This is a genomic window from Kribbella sp. NPDC048837 (assembly GCF_055586945.1).
In genome coordinates, this window is record NZ_JBVJHF010000006.1 from 551,897 (window position 1) to 570,387 (window position 18,491).

19 protein-coding genes are annotated in these 18,491 nt (G+C 69.2%); 8 read left to right on the forward strand and 11 right to left on the reverse strand.

Annotated elements, in window-relative coordinates; translation table 11 throughout:
- Positions 1 to 96 precede the first annotated feature (96 nt).
- From ACZ6O0_RS29205 to ACZ6O0_RS29220, 4 genes are read left to right on the forward strand one after another with little or no spacing between them, the layout of a single operon-like run.
- On the forward strand, positions 97 to 1,023 hold the full coding sequence (locus ACZ6O0_RS29205; protein WP_465768193.1) for a hypothetical protein: 927 nt from the start codon (positions 97 to 99) through the stop codon (positions 1,021 to 1,023).
- A gap of 59 nt (positions 1,024 to 1,082) precedes the next feature.
- Positions 1,083 to 1,751, forward strand: coding sequence for a response regulator transcription factor (locus ACZ6O0_RS29210; RefSeq protein ID WP_465768194.1), 669 nt, complete (start codon positions 1,083 to 1,085; stop codon positions 1,749 to 1,751).
- Positions 1,748 to 3,127, forward strand: coding sequence for a sensor histidine kinase (locus ACZ6O0_RS29215; RefSeq protein WP_465768195.1), 1,380 nt, complete (start codon positions 1,748 to 1,750; stop codon positions 3,125 to 3,127). Before ACZ6O0_RS29210 ends, ACZ6O0_RS29215 begins: the two co-directional genes overlap by 4 nt.
- 59 nt (positions 3,128 to 3,186) lie before the next feature.
- Positions 3,187 to 3,552 (forward strand): response regulator transcription factor, encoded by a 366-nt coding sequence (locus tag ACZ6O0_RS29220; protein WP_465768196.1) that lies wholly within the window; start codon positions 3,187 to 3,189, stop codon positions 3,550 to 3,552.
- Between the two features lie 15 nt (positions 3,553 to 3,567).
- Here the strand turns inward: ACZ6O0_RS29220 and ACZ6O0_RS29225 are convergent, their stop codons facing one another.
- The 3 genes from ACZ6O0_RS29225 to ACZ6O0_RS29235 are packed head-to-tail and all read right to left on the reverse strand — an operon-like array spanning position 3,568 to position 6,706.
- Complete coding sequence (locus ACZ6O0_RS29225; protein WP_465768197.1) at positions 3,568 to 4,842, reverse strand: sugar ABC transporter permease; 1,275 nt, start codon at positions 4,840 to 4,842, stop codon at positions 3,568 to 3,570.
- Positions 4,839 to 5,615: an ATP-binding cassette domain-containing protein gene (locus ACZ6O0_RS29230; RefSeq protein ID WP_465768198.1), complete on the reverse strand. Its 777-nt coding sequence runs from the start codon at positions 5,613 to 5,615 to the stop codon at positions 4,839 to 4,841. The genes ACZ6O0_RS29225 and ACZ6O0_RS29230 overlap by 4 nt, the downstream gene beginning before the upstream one ends.
- Complete coding sequence (locus ACZ6O0_RS29235; RefSeq protein ID WP_465768199.1) at positions 5,612 to 6,706, reverse strand: sugar ABC transporter substrate-binding protein; 1,095 nt, start codon at positions 6,704 to 6,706, stop codon at positions 5,612 to 5,614. The genes ACZ6O0_RS29230 and ACZ6O0_RS29235 overlap by 4 nt, the downstream gene beginning before the upstream one ends.
- A gap of 199 nt (positions 6,707 to 6,905) precedes the next feature.
- Here ACZ6O0_RS29235 and ACZ6O0_RS29240 point away from each other — a divergent pair, with 199 nt between their 5' ends.
- The gene (locus tag ACZ6O0_RS29240; protein WP_465768200.1) at positions 6,906 to 8,555 is read left to right on the forward strand and encodes an APC family permease; all 1,650 of its coding nucleotides are present in this window, start codon (positions 6,906 to 6,908) and stop codon (positions 8,553 to 8,555) included.
- A gap of 94 nt (positions 8,556 to 8,649) precedes the next feature.
- On the opposite strand, the gene ACZ6O0_RS29245 is transcribed toward ACZ6O0_RS29240, so the two are convergent.
- From ACZ6O0_RS29245 to ald, 8 genes are all read right to left on the reverse strand, one after another.
- Entirely contained in the window at positions 8,650 to 9,384 is a 735-nt protein-coding gene (locus ACZ6O0_RS29245) for a pseudouridine synthase (protein WP_465768201.1), read from the reverse strand.
- The gene (gene scpB, locus ACZ6O0_RS29250; RefSeq protein ID WP_465768202.1) at positions 9,374 to 10,846 is read right to left on the reverse strand and encodes an SMC-Scp complex subunit ScpB; all 1,473 of its coding nucleotides are present in this window, start codon (positions 10,844 to 10,846) and stop codon (positions 9,374 to 9,376) included. Before scpB ends, ACZ6O0_RS29245 begins: the two co-directional genes overlap by 11 nt.
- A complete protein-coding gene (locus ACZ6O0_RS29255) occupies positions 10,843 to 11,814 on the reverse strand; it encodes a segregation and condensation protein A (RefSeq protein WP_465768203.1) in 972 nt (323 codons plus the stop codon). The genes scpB and ACZ6O0_RS29255 overlap by 4 nt, the downstream gene beginning before the upstream one ends.
- A 2-nt stretch (positions 11,815 to 11,816) precedes the next feature.
- On the reverse strand, positions 11,817 to 12,182 hold the full coding sequence (locus tag ACZ6O0_RS29260; RefSeq protein WP_465768204.1) for a hypothetical protein: 366 nt from the start codon (positions 12,180 to 12,182) through the stop codon (positions 11,817 to 11,819).
- Positions 12,167 to 13,210 carry a ParA family protein gene (locus tag ACZ6O0_RS29265; protein WP_465768205.1) on the reverse strand — a complete coding sequence of 348 codons (1,044 nt, stop codon included), beginning with the start codon at positions 13,208 to 13,210 and terminating at the stop codon, positions 12,167 to 12,169. The genes ACZ6O0_RS29260 and ACZ6O0_RS29265 overlap by 16 nt, the downstream gene beginning before the upstream one ends.
- A 178-nt stretch (positions 13,211 to 13,388) precedes the next feature.
- Positions 13,389 to 13,544: a hypothetical protein gene (locus ACZ6O0_RS29270; protein WP_465768206.1), complete on the reverse strand. Its 156-nt coding sequence runs from the start codon at positions 13,542 to 13,544 to the stop codon at positions 13,389 to 13,391.
- Between the two features lie 18 nt (positions 13,545 to 13,562).
- The gene (xerD, locus tag ACZ6O0_RS29275) at positions 13,563 to 14,495 is read right to left on the reverse strand and encodes a site-specific tyrosine recombinase XerD (protein ID WP_465768292.1); all 933 of its coding nucleotides are present in this window, start codon (positions 14,493 to 14,495) and stop codon (positions 13,563 to 13,565) included.
- On the reverse strand, positions 14,492 to 15,607 hold the full coding sequence (ald, locus tag ACZ6O0_RS29280; RefSeq protein WP_465768207.1) for an alanine dehydrogenase: 1,116 nt from the start codon (positions 15,605 to 15,607) through the stop codon (positions 14,492 to 14,494). Before ald ends, xerD begins: the two co-directional genes overlap by 4 nt.
- Positions 15,608 to 15,963: 356 nt before the next feature.
- Between ald and ACZ6O0_RS29285 the strand changes: the two genes are divergently transcribed.
- From ACZ6O0_RS29285 to ACZ6O0_RS29295, 3 genes are all read left to right on the forward strand, one after another.
- Positions 15,964 to 16,710, forward strand: a complete 747-nt coding sequence (locus tag ACZ6O0_RS29285) for a phosphotransferase (protein WP_465768208.1) — start codon at positions 15,964 to 15,966, stop codon at positions 16,708 to 16,710.
- A 106-nt stretch (positions 16,711 to 16,816) separates the two neighbouring features.
- Positions 16,817 to 17,647 carry an LLM class F420-dependent oxidoreductase gene (locus ACZ6O0_RS29290; protein WP_465768209.1) on the forward strand — a complete coding sequence of 277 codons (831 nt, stop codon included), beginning with the start codon at positions 16,817 to 16,819 and terminating at the stop codon, positions 17,645 to 17,647.
- Positions 17,648 to 17,773: 126 nt separating this feature from the next.
- Positions 17,774 to 18,469, forward strand: a complete 696-nt coding sequence (locus tag ACZ6O0_RS29295) for a hypothetical protein (RefSeq protein WP_465768210.1) — start codon at positions 17,774 to 17,776, stop codon at positions 18,467 to 18,469.
- Positions 18,470 to 18,491: the final 22 nt, after the last annotated feature.

Here is an 18,491-nt window from a genome sequence, read left to right on the forward strand (position 1 = left end):
TTTCGCGGTGTTACCCCTTTGATGTCAACGCGCGCCTAACTTTTCCGCCCCCGGCGGCATCGTGCCCGATGACTACAACGTCGTTTTGGAGGCCGGATGAACAAGATGCGGACCACGGCGGCGCTGCTCGGCACCGCGGTGCTGGCGGCCGTACTGACGCCCGGATCGGCGCAGGCCGGCGCGGGCCGGGCGAGCGCGATCTGTGGACTCACCCTCGGGGCTGTGACGACCGCGGGCGAGCACAAGTTCCAGCGGATCACCGCGACCTCGCCGGTGACGACGACCAAGCCGGCGGTCGGACCGGCGGGGCTGTTCCCGGTCGACCAGGTCCGGCTCGCCAGTGCGGTCGGGCAGCGACTGGATCCGCCGTCCGGTCTGGAGCGCAGCGGGTACGCGACCATCGTCAACGACCTCTACGGGTTCGACTACGTCGTCGACCAGACCACCGGGCAGCTCGATCCGGACTCGGTCAAGAGGTGGAAGGTCGGCGGCGGCTGGACTCCTGAGTACATCTACTTCGAGGAGTCGCGGTACTCCGACGCCACGTACTCGCGGACCAACACCTACGCCTTGCGGGGCGGGGTCATCTGGCGGTGGACCGTGGACGGGCGCGTGTGGCGGAGCAAAGCGGCGTACCAGGGGTACTCGGCAGTGAGGACGATGACGCTGATCAGCCAGACCCGGACGTACGACACCTTCCTCGCCACCTCGCGCGGTGGAGCGCTCTACACGATCCGGATCCCGCTGACCGGCGCTCCGACGGTGAAGAAGGTCCGCACCGCCACCTGGCAGGGCTTCGAGACGCTGATCGCGGAGCGGTGCGGCAACCAGAGCACTCTGCTGCTGGGCATCGACAAGGACACCCGGACCGCCTACCTGTACGCCGTCGGCCACGCCAACGGGGCCGCCACGGTCATCAACGGCCTGGGCAAGGTCGGCACCGAGTTCGCGGCCTTCTCCGACAAGACGTACTTCCGCTTCTACGGCGACACCCCGGAGGCCCCGAAGCTCTACGGCGAGTGAGCAGGGCCGTCTTTGTTCCTGATTTTCGGGTGTAACACTGGCCGGTGGAGGTATCAACCATGGGGCAGACCCGAGTGGCGATCGCGGATGACGACGTACTCCTGCGCGAGGGGCTGGCCAGCCTGCTCGAGCGCTCCGGGTTCGTGGTGGTCGGTCAGGCCGGTGACGGACCGGAGCTGCTGGCCGTGGTCCGGAGTCAGGCGCCTGACCTCGTCATCGTCGACATCCGGATGCCGCCCGTGCACTCGACGGAGGGGCTGGACGCGGCCGACGTGATCCGCCGTGAGCACCCCGAGACCGCGGTGCTGCTGCTCTCGGCGCATGTGGAGGTCGAGCACGCGATCCAGTTGATGGCCGCCGGTCACGGCGTGGGCTACCTGCTCAAGAGCCGGGTGACGGACGTCGAGGAGTTCCTCGAGAGCCTGCGGCGGGTCGCCCGCGGCGGGTCCGTGGTCGATCCCGCCGTGGTGCAGGAGCTCGTCGACACCCGGCACCGGCACGACCCGCTCGCCGCGCTCAGCGACCGCGAACGGGAGGTACTGGCGCTCGTCGCGGAAGGCCGTTCGAACGCCGGTGTCGCCCGCCGGCTGTGGGTCACCGAGGGGACGGTCGAGAAGCATGTCCGCAGCATCCTCACCAAGCTCAACCTGCCCGAGGCCGACGACGACCACCGCCGCGTCCTCGCCGTCCTGACCTATCTGGGCGGCACCCACCGCGGGTCGGCGTGAGCGGCGGGGTCGCCCGCCGGGTCGCCATCGCCAGCGGGCTGCTGATGCTGCTGGTCGGCGCCGGGTTCGCCGTACTGCTCTTCTCGATCCAGGACCTCCGGGGGTCGGAGCAGCAGGCCAGGCACTCGGCCGCGGTGCTCACCAGCGCCCATCAGGTGGAGCGGTCGGTGGCCGACCTCGCGTCCGGACAGCGCGACTTCCTCATCACGGGCCAGGACAGGTTCCTGAAGCCCTGGGAGTCGGCCCAGGCGCAGTTGCCGGCGGAGACCGCGGCGCTGGATCAGCTGGTGGCGGGCAGCCCGGGTCAGCTCACCCGCGCCGAGGACGTCAGCCAGAATGTGACCTCGTACCTGCGCGACTACTCGGTGCCGCAGGTCGAGGCGGCCCGACGGGACCCGAACTCGGGCCGGACCGAGGCTGTCATTGCCGAGGGCACCAGCCGGGTTGTCGCGATCAGGTCGGTCCTCGACCAATTGATCAGCGCGGAGCAGCAGGCGTCGGCGGCCGAGCAGACGCACTCGGACGCGATCGCCGGCCGGGCCGTCCTGGCTGCCGCGGCCGGCCTCGTCGGGTCTGTGGTCCTCGTCCTCGGCTTCACCATCTACCTCACCCGGGCGATCGTCCGGCCGGTCCTGGTGACCGCGCAGATGGCGGACCACCTGGCCGCCGGCGACCTCGACGTACGCGTGCCTGAGACGGGGGTCGGCGAGATCCGCACCCTGGAGCGCACGTTCAACACGATGGCCGACTCACTGGGTGAGGCGACGGCCGATCTGGCCGCGTCCCGGGCGCGCATCGTCAGGGCAGCGGACGAGACCAGGCGGCGGATCGAGCGGGACCTGCACGACGGCATCCAGCAACGCCTGGTCTCGTTGACTCTGGACGTACGGGCGATCCAGGCGGACAGCCCGGATCCGCAGCCGCAACTCGACGAGGTAGCGGACGGGTTGTCGGCCACACTGGACGAGCTGCGAGAGATTGCCCGCGGCATCCATCCGGCGATCCTGTCCCAGGGCGGCATCGGTCCGGCGGTCCGGATGCTCGCGCGGAGGTCGAAACTCCCGGTCGAGGTGGAGGTCGCCTTCACGGACCGGCTCCCGGCTCCGATCGAAGCGGCGGCGTACTACGTCGTCTCCGAGGCACTCACGAACGCCGCCAAACACGCGGACGCGTCCTTCGCGTCGGTCGACGCGTACCTCGAGGACGGCCGGCTGCGGTTGTCCGTCTGCGACGACGGCTCCGGCGGCGCGGACCCGGCCAAGGGCTCCGGACTGATCGGACTCGACGACCGCATCCAGGCTCTCGGGGGAACGCTCGTGGTCGAAAGCCCTGTGGGACAAGGGACAACGCTGTCTGTGTCTCTACCGGTGACGTGAGCACCATTGTGCAGGCAGCAGGAATGCCGGCCCCTGCTCGGCACTGCGATGCTGGTCGCATGGTGCGGTGCCTGATCGTCGACGACAGCCGGCGCTTCCTGGATGCGGCGCGCGGGCTGCTCGTGCGCGAGGGTGTCGCCGTCGTCGGTACGGCGACAACGTCAGCCGAAGCCACCGACCTGGTCGAGCGGCTGCGGCCCGACGTCGTCCTGGTCGACATCGATCTCGGCGGGGAGAGCGGTCTCGACCTGGTCGCGCGGCTGCGGTCGGCCGGCTCGGCTCCGCCGATGATCCTGATCTCCGCGCACGCCGAGCAGGACTACGCCGACCTGATCGCGGCGAGCCCGGCGATCGGGTTCGTGGCCAAGTCAGGGCTGTCCGCCGGCGCCATCCAGCGGTTGCTGAACGATGCCGGCGGCAACTGATCGACCCGGAAGTACCTACCCGGTGCGGCCGCGGCGGACGACCGCGTCGAACCCGGCCGCGAGCAGCAGCACCGCGCCGGTGACGACCCACTCGTAGCCCGACGAGTTCGCGCCCTGGATCAGGTCGCTCATCCCGTTGATGATCACGGCAACCACCAGACCGCCGAGAACGGCGTCGATCATCCGCCCCCGGCCGCCGAACAACGACGTACCACCGATGACTGCCGCGCCGACGGCCAGCAGCAGCGTGTTGCCGGCGCCGGCGTTCGACTGCACCGACTGCAGCAGCGACGCGGCGACCACGCCGGAGACCGCGGCCATGCCGGAGCAGATCACGAACACGGAGATCCGGATCTGGGACACGGCCACACCGGCCCGCCGGGAGGCCTCCTCGTTGCCGCCGACGGCGTACACACGCCGGCCGTAACGGGTGCGGCTGAGGGTGAAGTGCCAGACCACGAACAGCAGCACGAGCAGGACGACCACCCACGGTTCGCCCTGCGCCTTGTTGCTGAAGAACGCGTTCGTGATCAGGTTGCGGTTGATCCCCATCTCGTAGGTGAACGCACTGCCGAGCACGGCGACCACGACCACCTTGGCCGCGATCACCGCAACGGGCGTGGCGGCAAGCCCGGTACGGCGCCGTCCGCGCGCGTCGGCCAGTTTGATCGCGGCGTAGCCGGCGACGAACACCCCGAGCAGCGTCCAGCCCAGCCACAACGGCAGGAAGCTGTTCTCCAACGCGATGATCGGCGAGCCGCCGGGCAGGATCACCGACCCCTGACCGCCGACCAGGATCAGCGTCGCACCCTGGAACGCCAGGAACGTCGCCAGCGTGATCACGAACGACGGGATACCGGCCCGGGCGCGAAGCCAGCCCATCACAAACCCGATCACCAGCCCGGCCGCGAGGCCCGCGAGGACTCCGAGCCACCACGGGGCACCGTGCCGCAGCATCAGCACCGCCATGATCGCCGAACACAGACCGCCGGTGGTCCCCGCCGACAGATCGATCTCGCCCAGCAGCAGAACGAAGATCAGCCCCATCGCCATCACGATGATCGGCGCGGCCTGGATGACGAGAGCCTCCAGGTTGTAGGCGCTGAGGAAGCCCTGATGCACGATCGCGAAGAAGGCGGTGATGACCACCAGGCCCACCACGGCCGGAGCCGACCCGAGCTCACCACCTCGCAAGCGGGCCAGATAGTCCCGGACGTAGGTGCTCAGCGCGCTCGGCCCCTTGACCGGCTTGCGTTCCGGTGCCTCGGCCTCGACGACCTGGGCGTTCATGTGGTCGCTCCCATCGACTCGGCCGCGGGCAACCCGAGATCGCCCGACCGGCCGGTGGTGATCAGCTCGACGACCTGGGTCTGGTTCACGGCGGTACGCCGTACCTGCGCGGCCATCCGGCCCAGGAAGAGGACCGCGATCGAGTCGGCCACCTTCAGGACGTCGTTCATGTTGTGCGACACCAGGACAACGGCGACTCCGCGATCGGCCAGCCGGCGGACCAGGTCGAGGACCTGTTCGGTCTGGGCCACGCCGAGCGCCGCGGTCGGCTCGTCGAGGATGACGATCTTCGAGCTCCACAGCACCGACTTGGCGATCGCGACCGTCTGCCGCTGACCACCCGACAGGCTGGCCACCCGCTGCCGGACCGAGCGAACCGTCCGGACCGACAGCGAGGCCAGGGTCTGCTGGGCCAGCTGCTCCATCGCGTTCTCGTCGAGCGTGTGCAGCCGGGTGATCTTCTCGCGGCCGAGGAACATGTTGCCGACGACATCGAGATTGTCACAGAGCGCCAGGTCCTGGTGGACGATCTCGATGCCGAGCTGCGCGGCGTCCCGCGGTTCGTGCAGGTGCTGCGGCGTACCGTCGATGCGGATCTCGCCCGCGTCGATGCGGTGGATGCCGCCGATGCACTTGACCAGCGTCGACTTGCCGGCGCCGTTGTCGCCGACCAGGGCGGTCACCTCCCCTGCGGCGGCGTCGAAGTCCACGGCCGACAACGCCATGACCGGGCCGAAGGACTTGCCGACGCCGCGCAGTTCGAGGGTCGTCACGGGGTGTGGATTCCGTTGGCCGCGCAGACTTTCACGAGCGCGGGCGTCGGGCAGACCGAGGTGGCGGTCTCATAGCCGTCCGTGACCGGCAGAGCGACGTTCTTCTTGGTGATCACGGTCGGGTCGGCCAGGTACGACGGGACCTCGCGACCGTTCGTCGGGTCCTTGGTCATCGCCGGAGCGGTCGGCTTCTGACCGGCCAGGATCTGGCCCGCCAGCTTGATCGCGACGTCGGCCTCACCCGCGACGGGCTTGTAGATGGTGAAGCACTGGGTGCCGGCCATCACGTTGTCGAGGCCGCCGGCGGTGGCGTCCTGCCCGGACACCGCGACCTTGCCGGCCAGGCCCTGTGATTTCAGCACGTTGATCACGGACTGCGCCATGGTGTCGTTGGCAACCATCACCGCGCCGAGATTCGGGTGCCGGCCCAGCATCGTGGTGAACACGGTCTGCGCGGTCGCCGGGTCCCAGTTGCCGGTCTGCTCGGCGAGCTTCGTCCAGCCCGGTTGCTTCGACAGCACCGAGTTGTAGCCCTGGGCGAACAACGTGGCGTTGTTGTCGGTCGGTGCCCCGTCGATATCGACGTACCCGACCGTGGTCTTGCCCTGCACCTGCGGGCACTGAGTCAGGGCGGTGCCCTGGTCCTCGCCGACCTTCACGTTGTCGTACGAGACGTAGTACTCGGCCGTGCCGCCCGTGGTCAGGCGGTCGTAGTCGATCGTCACCACGTTGTGCTGCTTGGCGAGGGACTCGATCGCCTTGCCGGACCCCGAGTCGAGGTTCGTCACCAGGAGGACGCCGACGCCTTGGTTGATCAACGCCTGCGCCTGCGCCTCTTGCGTGGTCGCGCTGGCGTTCGCGTTGTCGATGTAGCAGGTGAGCTTGTTGTCCGCGCATTGCTTGCGCAACTCGTTGGGATCGGCGGAGACCCAGCGCGGCGAGGAGGCCGTGTCGGGCAGCAGGATGCCGACCTTGGTGTTGGCCGGCGGAGCGCTGCTGCCGCCCGTCGACGAATTGTTGTTATTGCCGCAGGCAACTAGCCCGGCCAGCAGCGCCGTGGTCAGCGCCACGGCCTTCAGTGGTGTTCGCATCGCGGGTGTTCGCATCATGGGTCCTTCGGCTCGCCGCAGGTTCTCCCGTCAGGATGCGATCTGCGCGACGGGAAATCGTCGCCGCTGGCATCCATCCACGGTGGCCGCCAGCGGCAACCCGCCGTACCGGCTAGCAGGGGGTCCGGGACTGCAGACAGCGTTACTGCCGCACCGGTCCGGGGCGGGTCATCGTGCTCCCATGGCCATTTCTGCGGCAACACCCGCCGCCCGGCAGAGCCGGCCGGGCCTCAAGCGGGACATCGGCTTCGTCGGCCTGATCTGGGCGTCGGAGGGATCGATCATCGGCTCCGGCTGGTTGTTCGGCGCGCAAGGCGCCCTGATCACGGCGGGCCCGGCGGCGATCATCTCCTGGGTCATCGGCGGCGCGGCGATCCTGATCCTGGCACTCGTGCACGCCGAGCTCGGCGGCATGTACCCGGTCTCCGGCGGTACGGCCCGGTTCCCGCACTACGCCTTCGGCGGCGCGGCCGGTGCTTCCTTCGGCTGGTTCTCCTGGCTGCAGGCGGCAACGGTGGCGCCGATCGAGGTGCTGGCGATGATCACCTACGGGCAGCACTACTCGTTCGCGAGCGGCTGGCTCAAGACCAAGAACGGGCAGCACATCCTGACCGCGTCCGGGATCGTCGTGGCGATCCTGCTGATGGCGGCGATCACCGCGATCAACTTCCTCAGCATCCGGCTGCTGGCCCGGACCAACAGTGCGGCGACGTGGTGGAAGGTCGGCATCCCGCTGCTGACCATCTTCGTGCTCGCGATCGCCCAGTTCCACGGCAGTAACTTCACCGCCGCGGACGGATTCAACCCGTACGGCGCCAAGGGCATCCTGTCGGCGGTCTCGACCAGCGGCATCATCTTCGCGCTGCTCGGATTCGAACAGGCCGACCAGCTCGCCGGCGAGAGCAGCAACCCGCGGCGGGACATTCCGCGGGCGGTGATCGGCTCGATCGTGATCGGTGCCGTCATCTACATCCTGCTGCAGATCGTGTTCATCGCGGCGCTGCCCGCGGACCAGATCAAGGGCACCTGGGCCACCGCGGCCTTCGGCGCGCTGACCGGCCCGTTCGCGCAGCTCGCGTCGCTGCTCAGTCTGGGTTGGCTGGCCTGGATCCTCTACCTCGACGCCATCATCTCTCCGGGTGGCACGGGCCTGATCTACATCACGGGCAGCTCCCGCGTGTCGTACGGCCTCAGCCGCAACGGCTACGTGCCGTCGGTCTTCGAGCGGACGAACCGGCGTGGGGTGCCGTGGGTCGGGCTGATCGCCGCCTTCGTGATCGGGTGCGTCTGCTTCCTGCCGTTCCCGAGCTGGCGATCGCTGGTCGGGCTGATCACCAGTGCGAGCGTCCTGATGTACGCCGGTGCGCCGCTGTCGCTGGGCGTGTTCCGGAGCCGGCTGCCCGATGCACAACGCCCGTACCGGCTGCCGCAGGCGAGCTGGCTGTCGCCGCTGGCTTTCGTCGTCGCGAACCTGCTGATCCTGTGGTCCGGGTGGACGACGGACTGGAAGCTCGGGATCGCGATCCTGATCGGGTACGTGATCCTGATCGGCAACCGGGTGTTCAAGCTCAACCCGATCACACCGCAGCTCGACCTGCGGGCGGCGCAGTGGCTGCCGGTGTACCTGGTCGGGATGGGGCTGATCGTCTTCCTGAGTGACTTCGGGCCGTTGAAGCACCCGTGGTTCCCGCTGTGGTGGGACATCGTCGCCGTCGCGGTCTTCAGCCTGGTGATCTACTTCTGGGCGATCGCGGTCGCACTGCCCGCCGCCCAGATCCAGCACATGGTCGACCAGATCGTCGTACCGGAAGAGGCCGATCTGCGGGCGTGAGAGCTGGGGCCGGACCTCCCGCACTCACCAAACACCGATCAGGGGCGGTGGGCGTCGCTGCCGTGAGCGACGTTGGTGAGTCGCGGGGGTCCGTTTACAGGTCGACGAGGTCGAGGAGCTGGCCGAGTTCCTTGGGGTCGAGGACGCGGAGCTCGCCGGTGTGGAGGTTGCCCCGGCGGACCGGGCCGATGGCGGTGCGGGTCAGGCGCTTGACCGGGTGACCGATCGCGTCGAACATGCGGCGGACGATGCGGTTGCGGCCCTCGTGCAGAGTGATCTGGATGAGGGTCCGGCCGCGGACGCTGGAGATGACCTTCACGGTGTCCGCCTGCGCGGGGCCGTCGTCGAGCTCCACGCCGTCGAGCAGTCTGCGCAGGACTCCCGGCTTGACGTTGCCTTCGACTTCGGCGACGTACGTCTTGGAGACCTCGTACGACGGGTGCGCGAGCCGGTGCGCGAACTCACCGTGGTTGGTGAGCAGCAGCAGGCCCTCGGTGTCGGTGTCGAGGCGGCCGATGTGGAAGAGGCGCTCGGGGCGGTCCTGCACGTAGTCGGCGATACACGGGCGGCCCTGGGGGTCGGCCATCGTCGTCACCACGCCGCGGGGTTTGTTCAGCACGAGGTAGACGTGGGCGCTGACCGGGGGGATCCGCTCGCCGTCCACCCGGATGACCGAGACCTCCGGGTCGACCCGCACCCCGAACTCGGTCACCACGGCCCCGTCGACCTCGACCCGCCCCTGCTCGATCAGCAACTCGGCATTCCGCCGACTGGCCACGCCGGCCTGAGCCAGAACCTTCTGCAACCGAATGCCCGTCTCATCCCCCATCCCGCACCCCCTCCCGGGAGCTCAGTTCCCCATCAACCCCAGCATCCGCCCCCACCAGTCCAGAGTCGTCCACCGGGTCCTCCCCGAGGTCCGCGGCGTCGTCCGCCGACTCCGGGTCGGCGGGCTCGCCCTCGTCAGCCTCCTGCTCGACGGCCACGTCAGCCGACTCACCGGCGTCCAGGTCATCCGCGTCATCCGCGTCATCCGCGTCATCCGCGTCATCCGCGTCATCCGCGTCATCCGCGTCATCCGCGTCGTCCGCGTCATCCGCGTCGTCCGCGAGAGCTTCGTCGACCTCGCCTGCGCCGGTGGTCGGAATGCTCAGCTCGTCGGCGTCGGCTTCGTCGGCGGGCGGCGTACCCGGCTCGTCCGCGTCAGCCTCGTCGGCGGGCGGCGTACCTGGCTGGTCCGCGGCGGCTTCGGCGGGGGACGGCGTACCGGAGTCGGCTTCGGTGGGTGGGGTGGGTGGGAGGGTTTGGGCGGCCAGTTCGTCCTCGATGTCGTCCATGTCGGGGAGGTAGGGGGCCAGCTCGGGGAGGTCGTCGAGGGACTGCATGCCCATGCGTTCCAGGAAGTACGACGTGGTGCGGTAGAGCGTCGCCTGGGACTCGGTGTCCGCGCCGGCTTCCTCGACGAGACCGCGGGCGACGAGCGTACGCATGACGCCGTCGACGTTCACGCCGCGGATGGCAGAGACGCGGGCGCGGCTGACCGGCTGCTTGTACGCGACGACGGCGAGGGTTTCCAGGGCGGCTTGGGTGAGGCGTGCTTGCTGGCCGTCGAGGACGAAGCGCTCGACGTACGGCGCTGCTTCGACGCGGGTGTAGTAGCGCCAGCCGCCGCCGATCTCGCGGAGGTCGAACCCGCGGCCCTGCTCGGTGTACTCCTCCGCCAACGTGCCCAGCGCCGCCGTCACATCACCCGTCGGCCGTCCGACCGCGCGCGCCAGCGTCAGCACCGGGAGCGGCTCATCCGTCACCATCAGGATCGCCTCGAGCGCCCGGCGCATGGTGTCGTCGTCAATCACCACCTCATCCGTCACAGGCACCTCAGTCTGCCCAGGCGGAAGGTGGTCCTCATCCTCCAGTACGTCGGTCACGCGTACGTCGTTCGCCTGTACGCCGGACTCCGGTGCGAGGTCGTCCGCCGCGTCTTCACCCAGTACGCCGTGCTCCGGTGCGTCGGCCAGCTCGTCAGCAGGTGCCGTGGTCACCACGTCGGCGGCCTCGGCGGACGGGTCAGCCTGGTCAGGCGCACCGGCCTCGGGGTTCAGATCCGAGCGGTCGGCTTCGGACGGGGCTGGGGTGGTCGCAGCGTCCGTGGGTGCGTTGGCGTGGTCCCCGGAGTCGCCGGATGTGCTGTCGGCCGCGGACTCGGCTTCGGTGGAGGCGGCGTCGGACGCGGCGGTGGTCGCAGCGTCCGGGGGTGTGTCCGCGGGGGCCGGGGTGGTGGGGTCGGTCACTGGATTGCCGTCTCGTTGGGGTTGTGGGGCGGCTGGGGGGTGTCTTCTTCGGTGTGGGGGGTGCCGGGTTCGAGGAAGGAGGTGTCGTCGGAGACCTCGGGGGCCTCGCCCTCTTCGGGCTCGGGTTTGGTTTCCTCGTCGAACTCGTCGGAGACGTCGATCTCGCCCTCGTCGGAGCCGGTCCAGCGGATGGTGAGTTCGCCCAGGGGCGTCACCTGGTCGAAGGTGACGGCGGCCTCGCGGAAGAGTTCCAGGAGGGCGAGGAAGCGGCAGACCGTCGTGACGGTGTCGGGGGAATCGGACACCAGCGCGCGGAAGGTCGTACTGCGCTGCCGCCGCAGCCGGTCGACGATCACGACCGCCTGCTCGCGGACCGTGACGGCCGGCGCGTGCAGGTGGGCCAGCGACACACCTTCGGGTACGTCGGTCTTCGGCGCCAGCGCGCGGGCGGCCAGCGCGGCGAGCCCGGCCGGGTCGATCCCGAGCAGCACCTCCGGCAGCAGCTCGGCGAACCGCGGCTCCATCCCGACCGCCCGCGGGAACCGCCGCGCCTCCTGCGCCATCCGCTCCTGCATCAGCGCCGCGATCTGCTTGAACGCCCGGTACTGCAACAACCGTGCGAACAACAGGTCCCGCGCCTCCAGCAGCGCCAGGTCCTCGTCGTCCTCGACCTCGCCCTTGGGCAGCAGCCGCGCCGCCTTCAGGTCGAGCAGCGTCGCCGCGATCAGCAGGAACTCCGACGTCTGGTCCAGGTCCCACTCCGACCCGAGCGCCTTGATGTGCGCGATGAAGTCGTCGGTGATCACCGAGAGGGCGATCTCGGTGATGTCGAGCTTGTGCTTGCTGATCAGCTGCAGCAGCAGGTCGAACGGCCCCTCGAAGTTGACCAGGTGGACGCTGAAACCCTTGCCCTCGGCAACAGCAGGAGCATCCCCCGAGGACAGGTCCAAGGGTAGCGAGTCCGACACGGTCACTCCGAGGCCTTGAGCCGCCGTACCAGCACCGAGTCCGGCCCGTGGTCGACGAAGTCGGCCAGCAGCACGTCGATCGCCTCGCGGACGATCCGGCCGCGGTCGGCCATCAACCCGTGCTCGGCCCGGAGCGCGAGTCTGGTCTGTTCCAAGCCGAGTAGCTCCTCCTCCGTCACGTACACGGTGATCTTCGTGTCGTGGCGGATCCGACCACTCGACTTCCGGTCGTCGGCGACGGCCGTGCGGGACCGCACGGAGGCGGCCGGCGGTCCGTCAGTGGTGGTGCGCTTCTCGGGTCTGGTCTGCTTCGGTGCCGCACCCCCGAAGAGTTCACTGGCACCTGGCAGGCTCACCCGGCGGGACAACGCGCCAGCACCTCCTTGGCAAGATCGCGGTACTGGTGCGCCGCGGACGAGGACGGGGCGTACGTCGTGATGGGCTCGCCGACGACCGTGGTCTCGGGGAACTTGACGGTACGCCGGATGACGGTGTGGAAAACGCGTTCGTCGAACGCCTGGACGACGCGGTCGAGCACCTCGCGCGCATGCGTGGTCCGGCCGTCGAACATGGTGCCGAGGATCCCGACGATCTCCAGCTTCGGGTTCAGCCGGTCCTGCACCTTGCCGATCGTGTCGGTCAGCATGGCGAGTCCGCGGAGCGCGAAGAACTCACACTCCAGCGGTACCACGATGCCGTTCGACGCGGTCAGCGCGTTCACGGTGAGCAGACCGAGCGACGGGGCGCAGTCGATCAGGATCACGTCGTAGTTCGGGATGATCGGCTCGAGCACCCGCTGCAGGGTGTACTCGCGGGCGACCTCCTGGACCAGCTGCACCTCGGCCGCGGACAGGTCGATGTTGGCCGGCAGCAGGTCGAGGTTCTCCACCCGGGTCGGCCGGATCACCTCGTCGGGGGTGATGTCGCGCTGCATCAGCAGGTTGTAGACCGACAGCTCCAGGTCGTGCGGCTGCACGCCGAGCCCGATCGAGGCCGAGCCCTGCGGATCGAAGTCGATCAGCAGCACCTTGCGGCCGGTCTCGGCGATCGCCGCGCCGAGGTTGATCGTGGTCGTGGTCTTGCCGACGCCACCCTTCTGGTTGCACATCGCGATCACCTGCGCCGGGCCGGTCCGGGTCGGCGCCTTCGGCTCCGGCAGGTCCGGCAGCGGCCGGCCGGTCGGTCCGATCTTGTTCCTCGGACCGTGCGGGTCATTCACAGGTGCGATGTCCTCCGCGGTGAGCTTGGCCGTCGGCCTCGGCATCTCCGCATAGTTGTCGGGTGGGGTCAGGTTCCGCTGCGGCTGCGGCACGGCAACCGGCTGGGAGACCGTCGGCGCGATCGGCTGACTCGGCGACGGGAACTGCTCGGTGCCCGGGAATGTCGACTCGTTCATGACTCGTCAAACCTTTCAACCGATACGGGCGATCCCAGCGACTGTAAGCGTGCATTCAAGCACTCTCAACCAGCCACTCCGCACCGGGGTGGGGTGGTTTGTCGACAAAGCTCCGGACACAGCCGATCACCCCATCCGGGTGACCAACCGTAACCAGATGATCGCACACCGTCCTAGTTCATCCGACACCGGGGGCTCTCGTTTCACCACGCGATCCGAACCGCTCGTACGACGCGAACCAGGCCGGCACCAGCCACGCCAGCACGGCCAGTGACCACGCCGGCACCAGATGCCCGAGTACGCCGGCCAGCACGGCGACGACCGTACTCGGCAAGGCCCAGCTGGAGGTCGGTCAGGTGGAGAGGGCGCGGGGGTGGGAGGTTGCGTAGACCTCGCGGAGTTTGTCGACGGTGATGAGGGTGTAGACCTGGGTGGTGGTGACGGAGGCGTGGCCGAGGAGTTCTTGGACTACTCGGACGTCGGCGCCGCCGTCGAGGAGGTGGGTCGCGAAGGAGTGGCGGAGGGTGTGCGGGGAGATCTCTTTCGCGATCCCGGCGCGCTCTGCGGCTCGGCGCAGTACCGTCCAGGCGCTCTGGCGGGAGAGCCGCCCGCCGCGGGCGTTCAGGAAGAGGGCATGGGTGCCCCGGCCGCGGGACACCAGGTCCGGGCGGCCACGGACCTGGTACGCCGACAACGCCTCGCGGGCGTAGGACCCGACCGGGACCACCCGCTCCTTGCTGCCCTTGCCGCGGAGGAGGACCGCACCCGTTTCGAGGTCGATGTCGTCCACGTCCAGCCCGACGGCCTCGGAGATCCGGGCACCGGTTCCGTACAGGAACTCGAGAAGGGCGGCGTCGCGCGTGGCGAGGACCGCGGGCTCGGCCTCGGCACCCGCGGCGGCGGCCAGGATCCTGGTCACCTCGTCCACGGACAGTGCCTTCGGCAACCGTTGTGGCGGCGCCGGCGGTTTCACCGCGGCGGCCGGGTCCACCGCGGTCAGTCCCTCCCGCAGACAGAACTTGTGGAAGCCGCGGACGGCGACCACCGTGCGCCCCGCGCTCGACGCGGTCAGCGGTGGATGATCGGCGTCGCCCTCCCGCAACCGCATCAGGAAGTCACTGACCACGGCCTCCGTGACCCGGCCGAGGTCGTCGATCCCGGCGGCCGCGAGGTAGTCGCCGTACCGGCGCAGATCACGCCGGTACGACGCCAAGGTGTTCGCGGCCAGGCCGCGCTCCACCGTCAGGTGGTCCAGGTACGCGCTGACCGCCCGGGTGATGCTCAGACCAGGACCTCGTCGAGCTTCAGCTGGGACAGGTCGTGCGCCTCGGCGATCGGGCCGTAGGTGACGTGCCCGTCGAAGGTGTTCAGGCCCAGCGCCAGGCTGTGGTCCTGCTTCAGCGCCTCGCGCCAGCCCAGGTTCGCCAGCTCGATCGCGTACGGCAGCGTCACGTTGGTGAGTGCGTACGTCGAGGTGTTCGGCACCGCGCCGGGCATGTTCGCGACGCAGTAGAACAGCGAGTTGTGGACCGTGTACACCGGGTCGGCGTGTGTGGTCGGATGCGAGTCCTCGAAGCAGCCGCCCTGGTCGATGGCGATGTCGACGAGCACGCTGCCCGGCTTCATCCGCCGCACCAGGTCGTTGCTGACCAGCTTCGGCGCCTTCGCGCCCGGGACCAGCACCGCGCCGATGACCAGGTCCGCCTCGAGCACCGCGCGCTCGATCTCGTACGAGTTCGCGGCGATCGTCAGCAGATGACCCTGGTAGATCCGGTCGGCCTCGCGCAGCCGGGCGATGTTGCGGTCGAACAACTGGACCTGCGCCTGCATGCCGAGCGCGATCGCGGCCGCGTTCATCCCCGAGACGCCCGCTCCGATGATCACGACGCGGGCCGGGTGCACGCCGGACACGCCGCCGAGCAGCACGCCGCGACCGCCACCGCCCGCCATCAGGTGATACGCACCGGACTGCGGCGCGAGCCGGCCGGCCACCTCGCTCATCGGCGCCAGCAACGGCAGCGATCCGTCCGGAAGCTGGACCGTCTCGTAGGCGATGCCGGTGACGCCCGCTGTCATCAGTGCGTCGGTGCACTCACGGCTGGCGGCGAGGTGCAGGTAGGTGAACAGCACCTGGTCCTTGCGCATCCGGTGGTACTCCTCGGCCACCGGCTCCTTCACCTTGAGCACCAGCTCGGCTTCTGCCCAGACGTCGTCGGCCGTCGGAAGGATCCGCGCCCCCGCCGCGACGAACTCGTCATCGGGGATCAGCGAACCGCTCCCCGCCCCTTGCTCGATCAGAACCTCGTGCCCGTTGCGTGCGAATTCGTGCACGCCGGACGGGGTGATCGCCACCCGGTACTCGTGGTTCTTGACTTCCTTCGGAACTCCGACCTTCACAGCTCGCCCTTCTTTCCCGATCCAGGTGTGCGGCCCACGTCGTTGTGTCCGCGGCCCGGCGTGAGGGGTGATGCCAGGTCGCTGCCGAGTGTAAGCCCGCGAGGTTCATACCACTCGACCGGATGGTCTCATCGTTGTACGACTCGCAGAACTGTTGCCCGGCGGTTCGGTTACACTCGTATAAGACGCGGTGGCAGCCCGTGACGTTTGCACCGGAATCCCTTGCCCCGCAGGCTTTGCGCAATCTTGACGCAATCTCCACGTCTGTCTTTACACCAGTCTTGCACTGCCCTGAAAAGCCACGATTCCCGCTCTTGCGGTACCCACATTCCAATCGTTTGAGGGAAGGTTCTGACATGGACGCTGAGATCGCTCTCCCGGGCGGCAACGTCGGCGGTGCGGTCCGCGTCGGCGACACGGTCCGGCGGGCGACCGGCCCGTGGACCCCGGCCGTTCATGGCCTGCTCAACTACCTCGCGGACGCCGGCCTGACCGGCATTCCGCGGGTGCACGGATTCGACGACCAGGGCCGCGAGATCCTCGACTACCTCCCGGGTACGTCGTACGGCCCCGAAGTCCCGGACGACGTGCTCGCCGATGCCATGCGCTGGCTCGCGGAGTACCACCGTCTGGTCGCGTCGTACCGTCCGCGGGGTGAGGTCGTGTGGCGGACCAGCAGGGGTGAACTCGCGGCCGATCAGATCATCTGCATGCACGACTACGGGTACTACAACTGGATCGGCACCGCGGACGGGTTCAGCGGCGTGATCGACTGGGACATGGCCGGCCCCGGCGTGCCGCTCGACGACATCGCGTTCACCGCGTGGAACACGGTCCCGCTCGCGATCCCGATGGACCCGGCCTATCAGGCGGCGCGGCTACGCCTGATGGCAGCGGCGTACGGCGGTGACGTCTTCACGCCGCTGCAGATCCTCGAGGGCGCACCGGTGCGGGCGCAGCGGTCGGCGCGCGTCATCCGTGCCGGTCAGGTCGCGGGCGATCCCGGCATGCTCAATCTCGGCACGGTCGGTGAACCCGAACGCACCGAGCGTCGTCTGAAGGACCTGCAACGCCGGGTTCCGGAGATCGCCGCTCACCTCTGACGTGACAACCATCATTGACGCACCCTCCCGGCGGTCAGGGATGCTTGGAATGGAGCCCGCCCGCTCCCAGTTGCACCCCTGAGAACGACGACGAGAGGAGTACGGCGTGGCGGTCGAACCGGGACGGTACGGCGTCTGGCACGGACCCCAGCACTGGGGCCCGGAGCTGGCGGCCGGACTGGAGCAGGCGGGATACGGGACGTTGTGGCTGGGTGCCTCCCCGGAGGCGCACCTGCGCGAGGCCGAGGTGTTGCTCGCGTCAACGAACTCCGTTGCCGTCGGCACCAGCATCGTGAACATGTGGAAGACGCCGGCGGCCGCGGTGGCCGAGTCGTACCACCGGCTCGAGGAGGAGCACCCGGGCCGGTTCCTGCTCGGCGTCGGCATCGGTCACCCGGAGCGCACCGGCGAGTACCGGTCGCCGTACGAGACGATCGTGCGCTACCTCGACGACCTGGACGAGGCGAAGGTCCCGGTCGACCGGCGGGCGCTGGCCGCGCTCGGCCCGAAGGTGCTGCACGTGGCCGGCACCCGCACCGCCGGCGCGCTGCCCTACCTGACGACCCCCGAGCACACCCGCGAAGCACGCCGTACACTCGGCGGCGGTGTGCTGCTCGCACCGGAGCAGAAGGTCGTGCTGGAGACCGACCCCGAGATCGCCCGGTCGACCGGTCGCGACTACCTGGCGTCGTACCTGCAGCTGAGCAACTACGTCGCGAACCTGAAGCGCCTCGGGTTCGGCGACGACGACATCGCCGACGGCGGTAGCGACCGGCTGGTCGACGCGCTGGTGCTGCACGGCTCGGCCGTGGAGATCGCCGAGGGTCTGAAGGCGCACCTGGACGCGGGTGCCGACCACGTCGCGATCCAGCAGCTGGGTCGCGAAGGCATCGATCTGCTGCCCGGGTACGAGGCCCTGGCAACCGTTCTCCAGTAGGGGTTCCGGACGCCGTCCGACGACGCGCCTGTTCGCCGGACGGCCCCCCTTGACGGCCGCTGTCTGCGGAGGAATATCAGCAGTAGACGCACCCTTTCGCGGTGCGCGCACTGGAGGTGTTTCCCCATGACACAGCGACACGAGTTGCGTTGGGGCGGCTTCGCCGGACTGGCCTTCGTCGTCCTGGCACTCCTGGGCAGGTTCCTGCCCGGCAATCTCCCGACGGTCGACGAGTCCGAGGGCACGATCACGAGTTTCCTCAGCGACACCCGGACCTCGATGCTGATCTCCGCGCTGATGTGGAGCGCGGCGGCCGGATTGATCATCTGGTTCGCGGCGGCCTTCGCCGAGGCGATCCGGGAGCGGGACGAGCGCAGTGACGTCCACCTGGCGATCCTCGCGGGATCGGTGCTGGTCGGCGCCGCGATCTTCGTGAACGCCTGCCTGATCGCCGCGACCGCCTTCAGCATCGACGGCCGGGGCGCCGCGATCACCGTCATGCTGTACCAGCTGACCGCGGTGATGACGACCATGATCGGGTTCGCCGCCGTGCTGCCGCTGGCCGCGGCCGGCATCGGCGTCCTGCGCACCCACGTGATGCCGAACTGGCTCGGGTACCTCGCTCTGGCGGCGGCCGTGGTGTCGTTCGCCGGCGCGTTCGGCGTGTTCGCCACCGACGGTTCCTTCGTTGCCGGGGGCTTCTTGATGACCGGTATCCCGTTGCTGCTGTCCGCGGTCTGGATCGCCTGCGCCGGCGGCTACATGGTCCGCGAGCACCTCCCGGAGGTGAGCACCGGCGACGCCGCCGTACCGCAGACCTGACGGAGATTCAGAGCACGGAGAT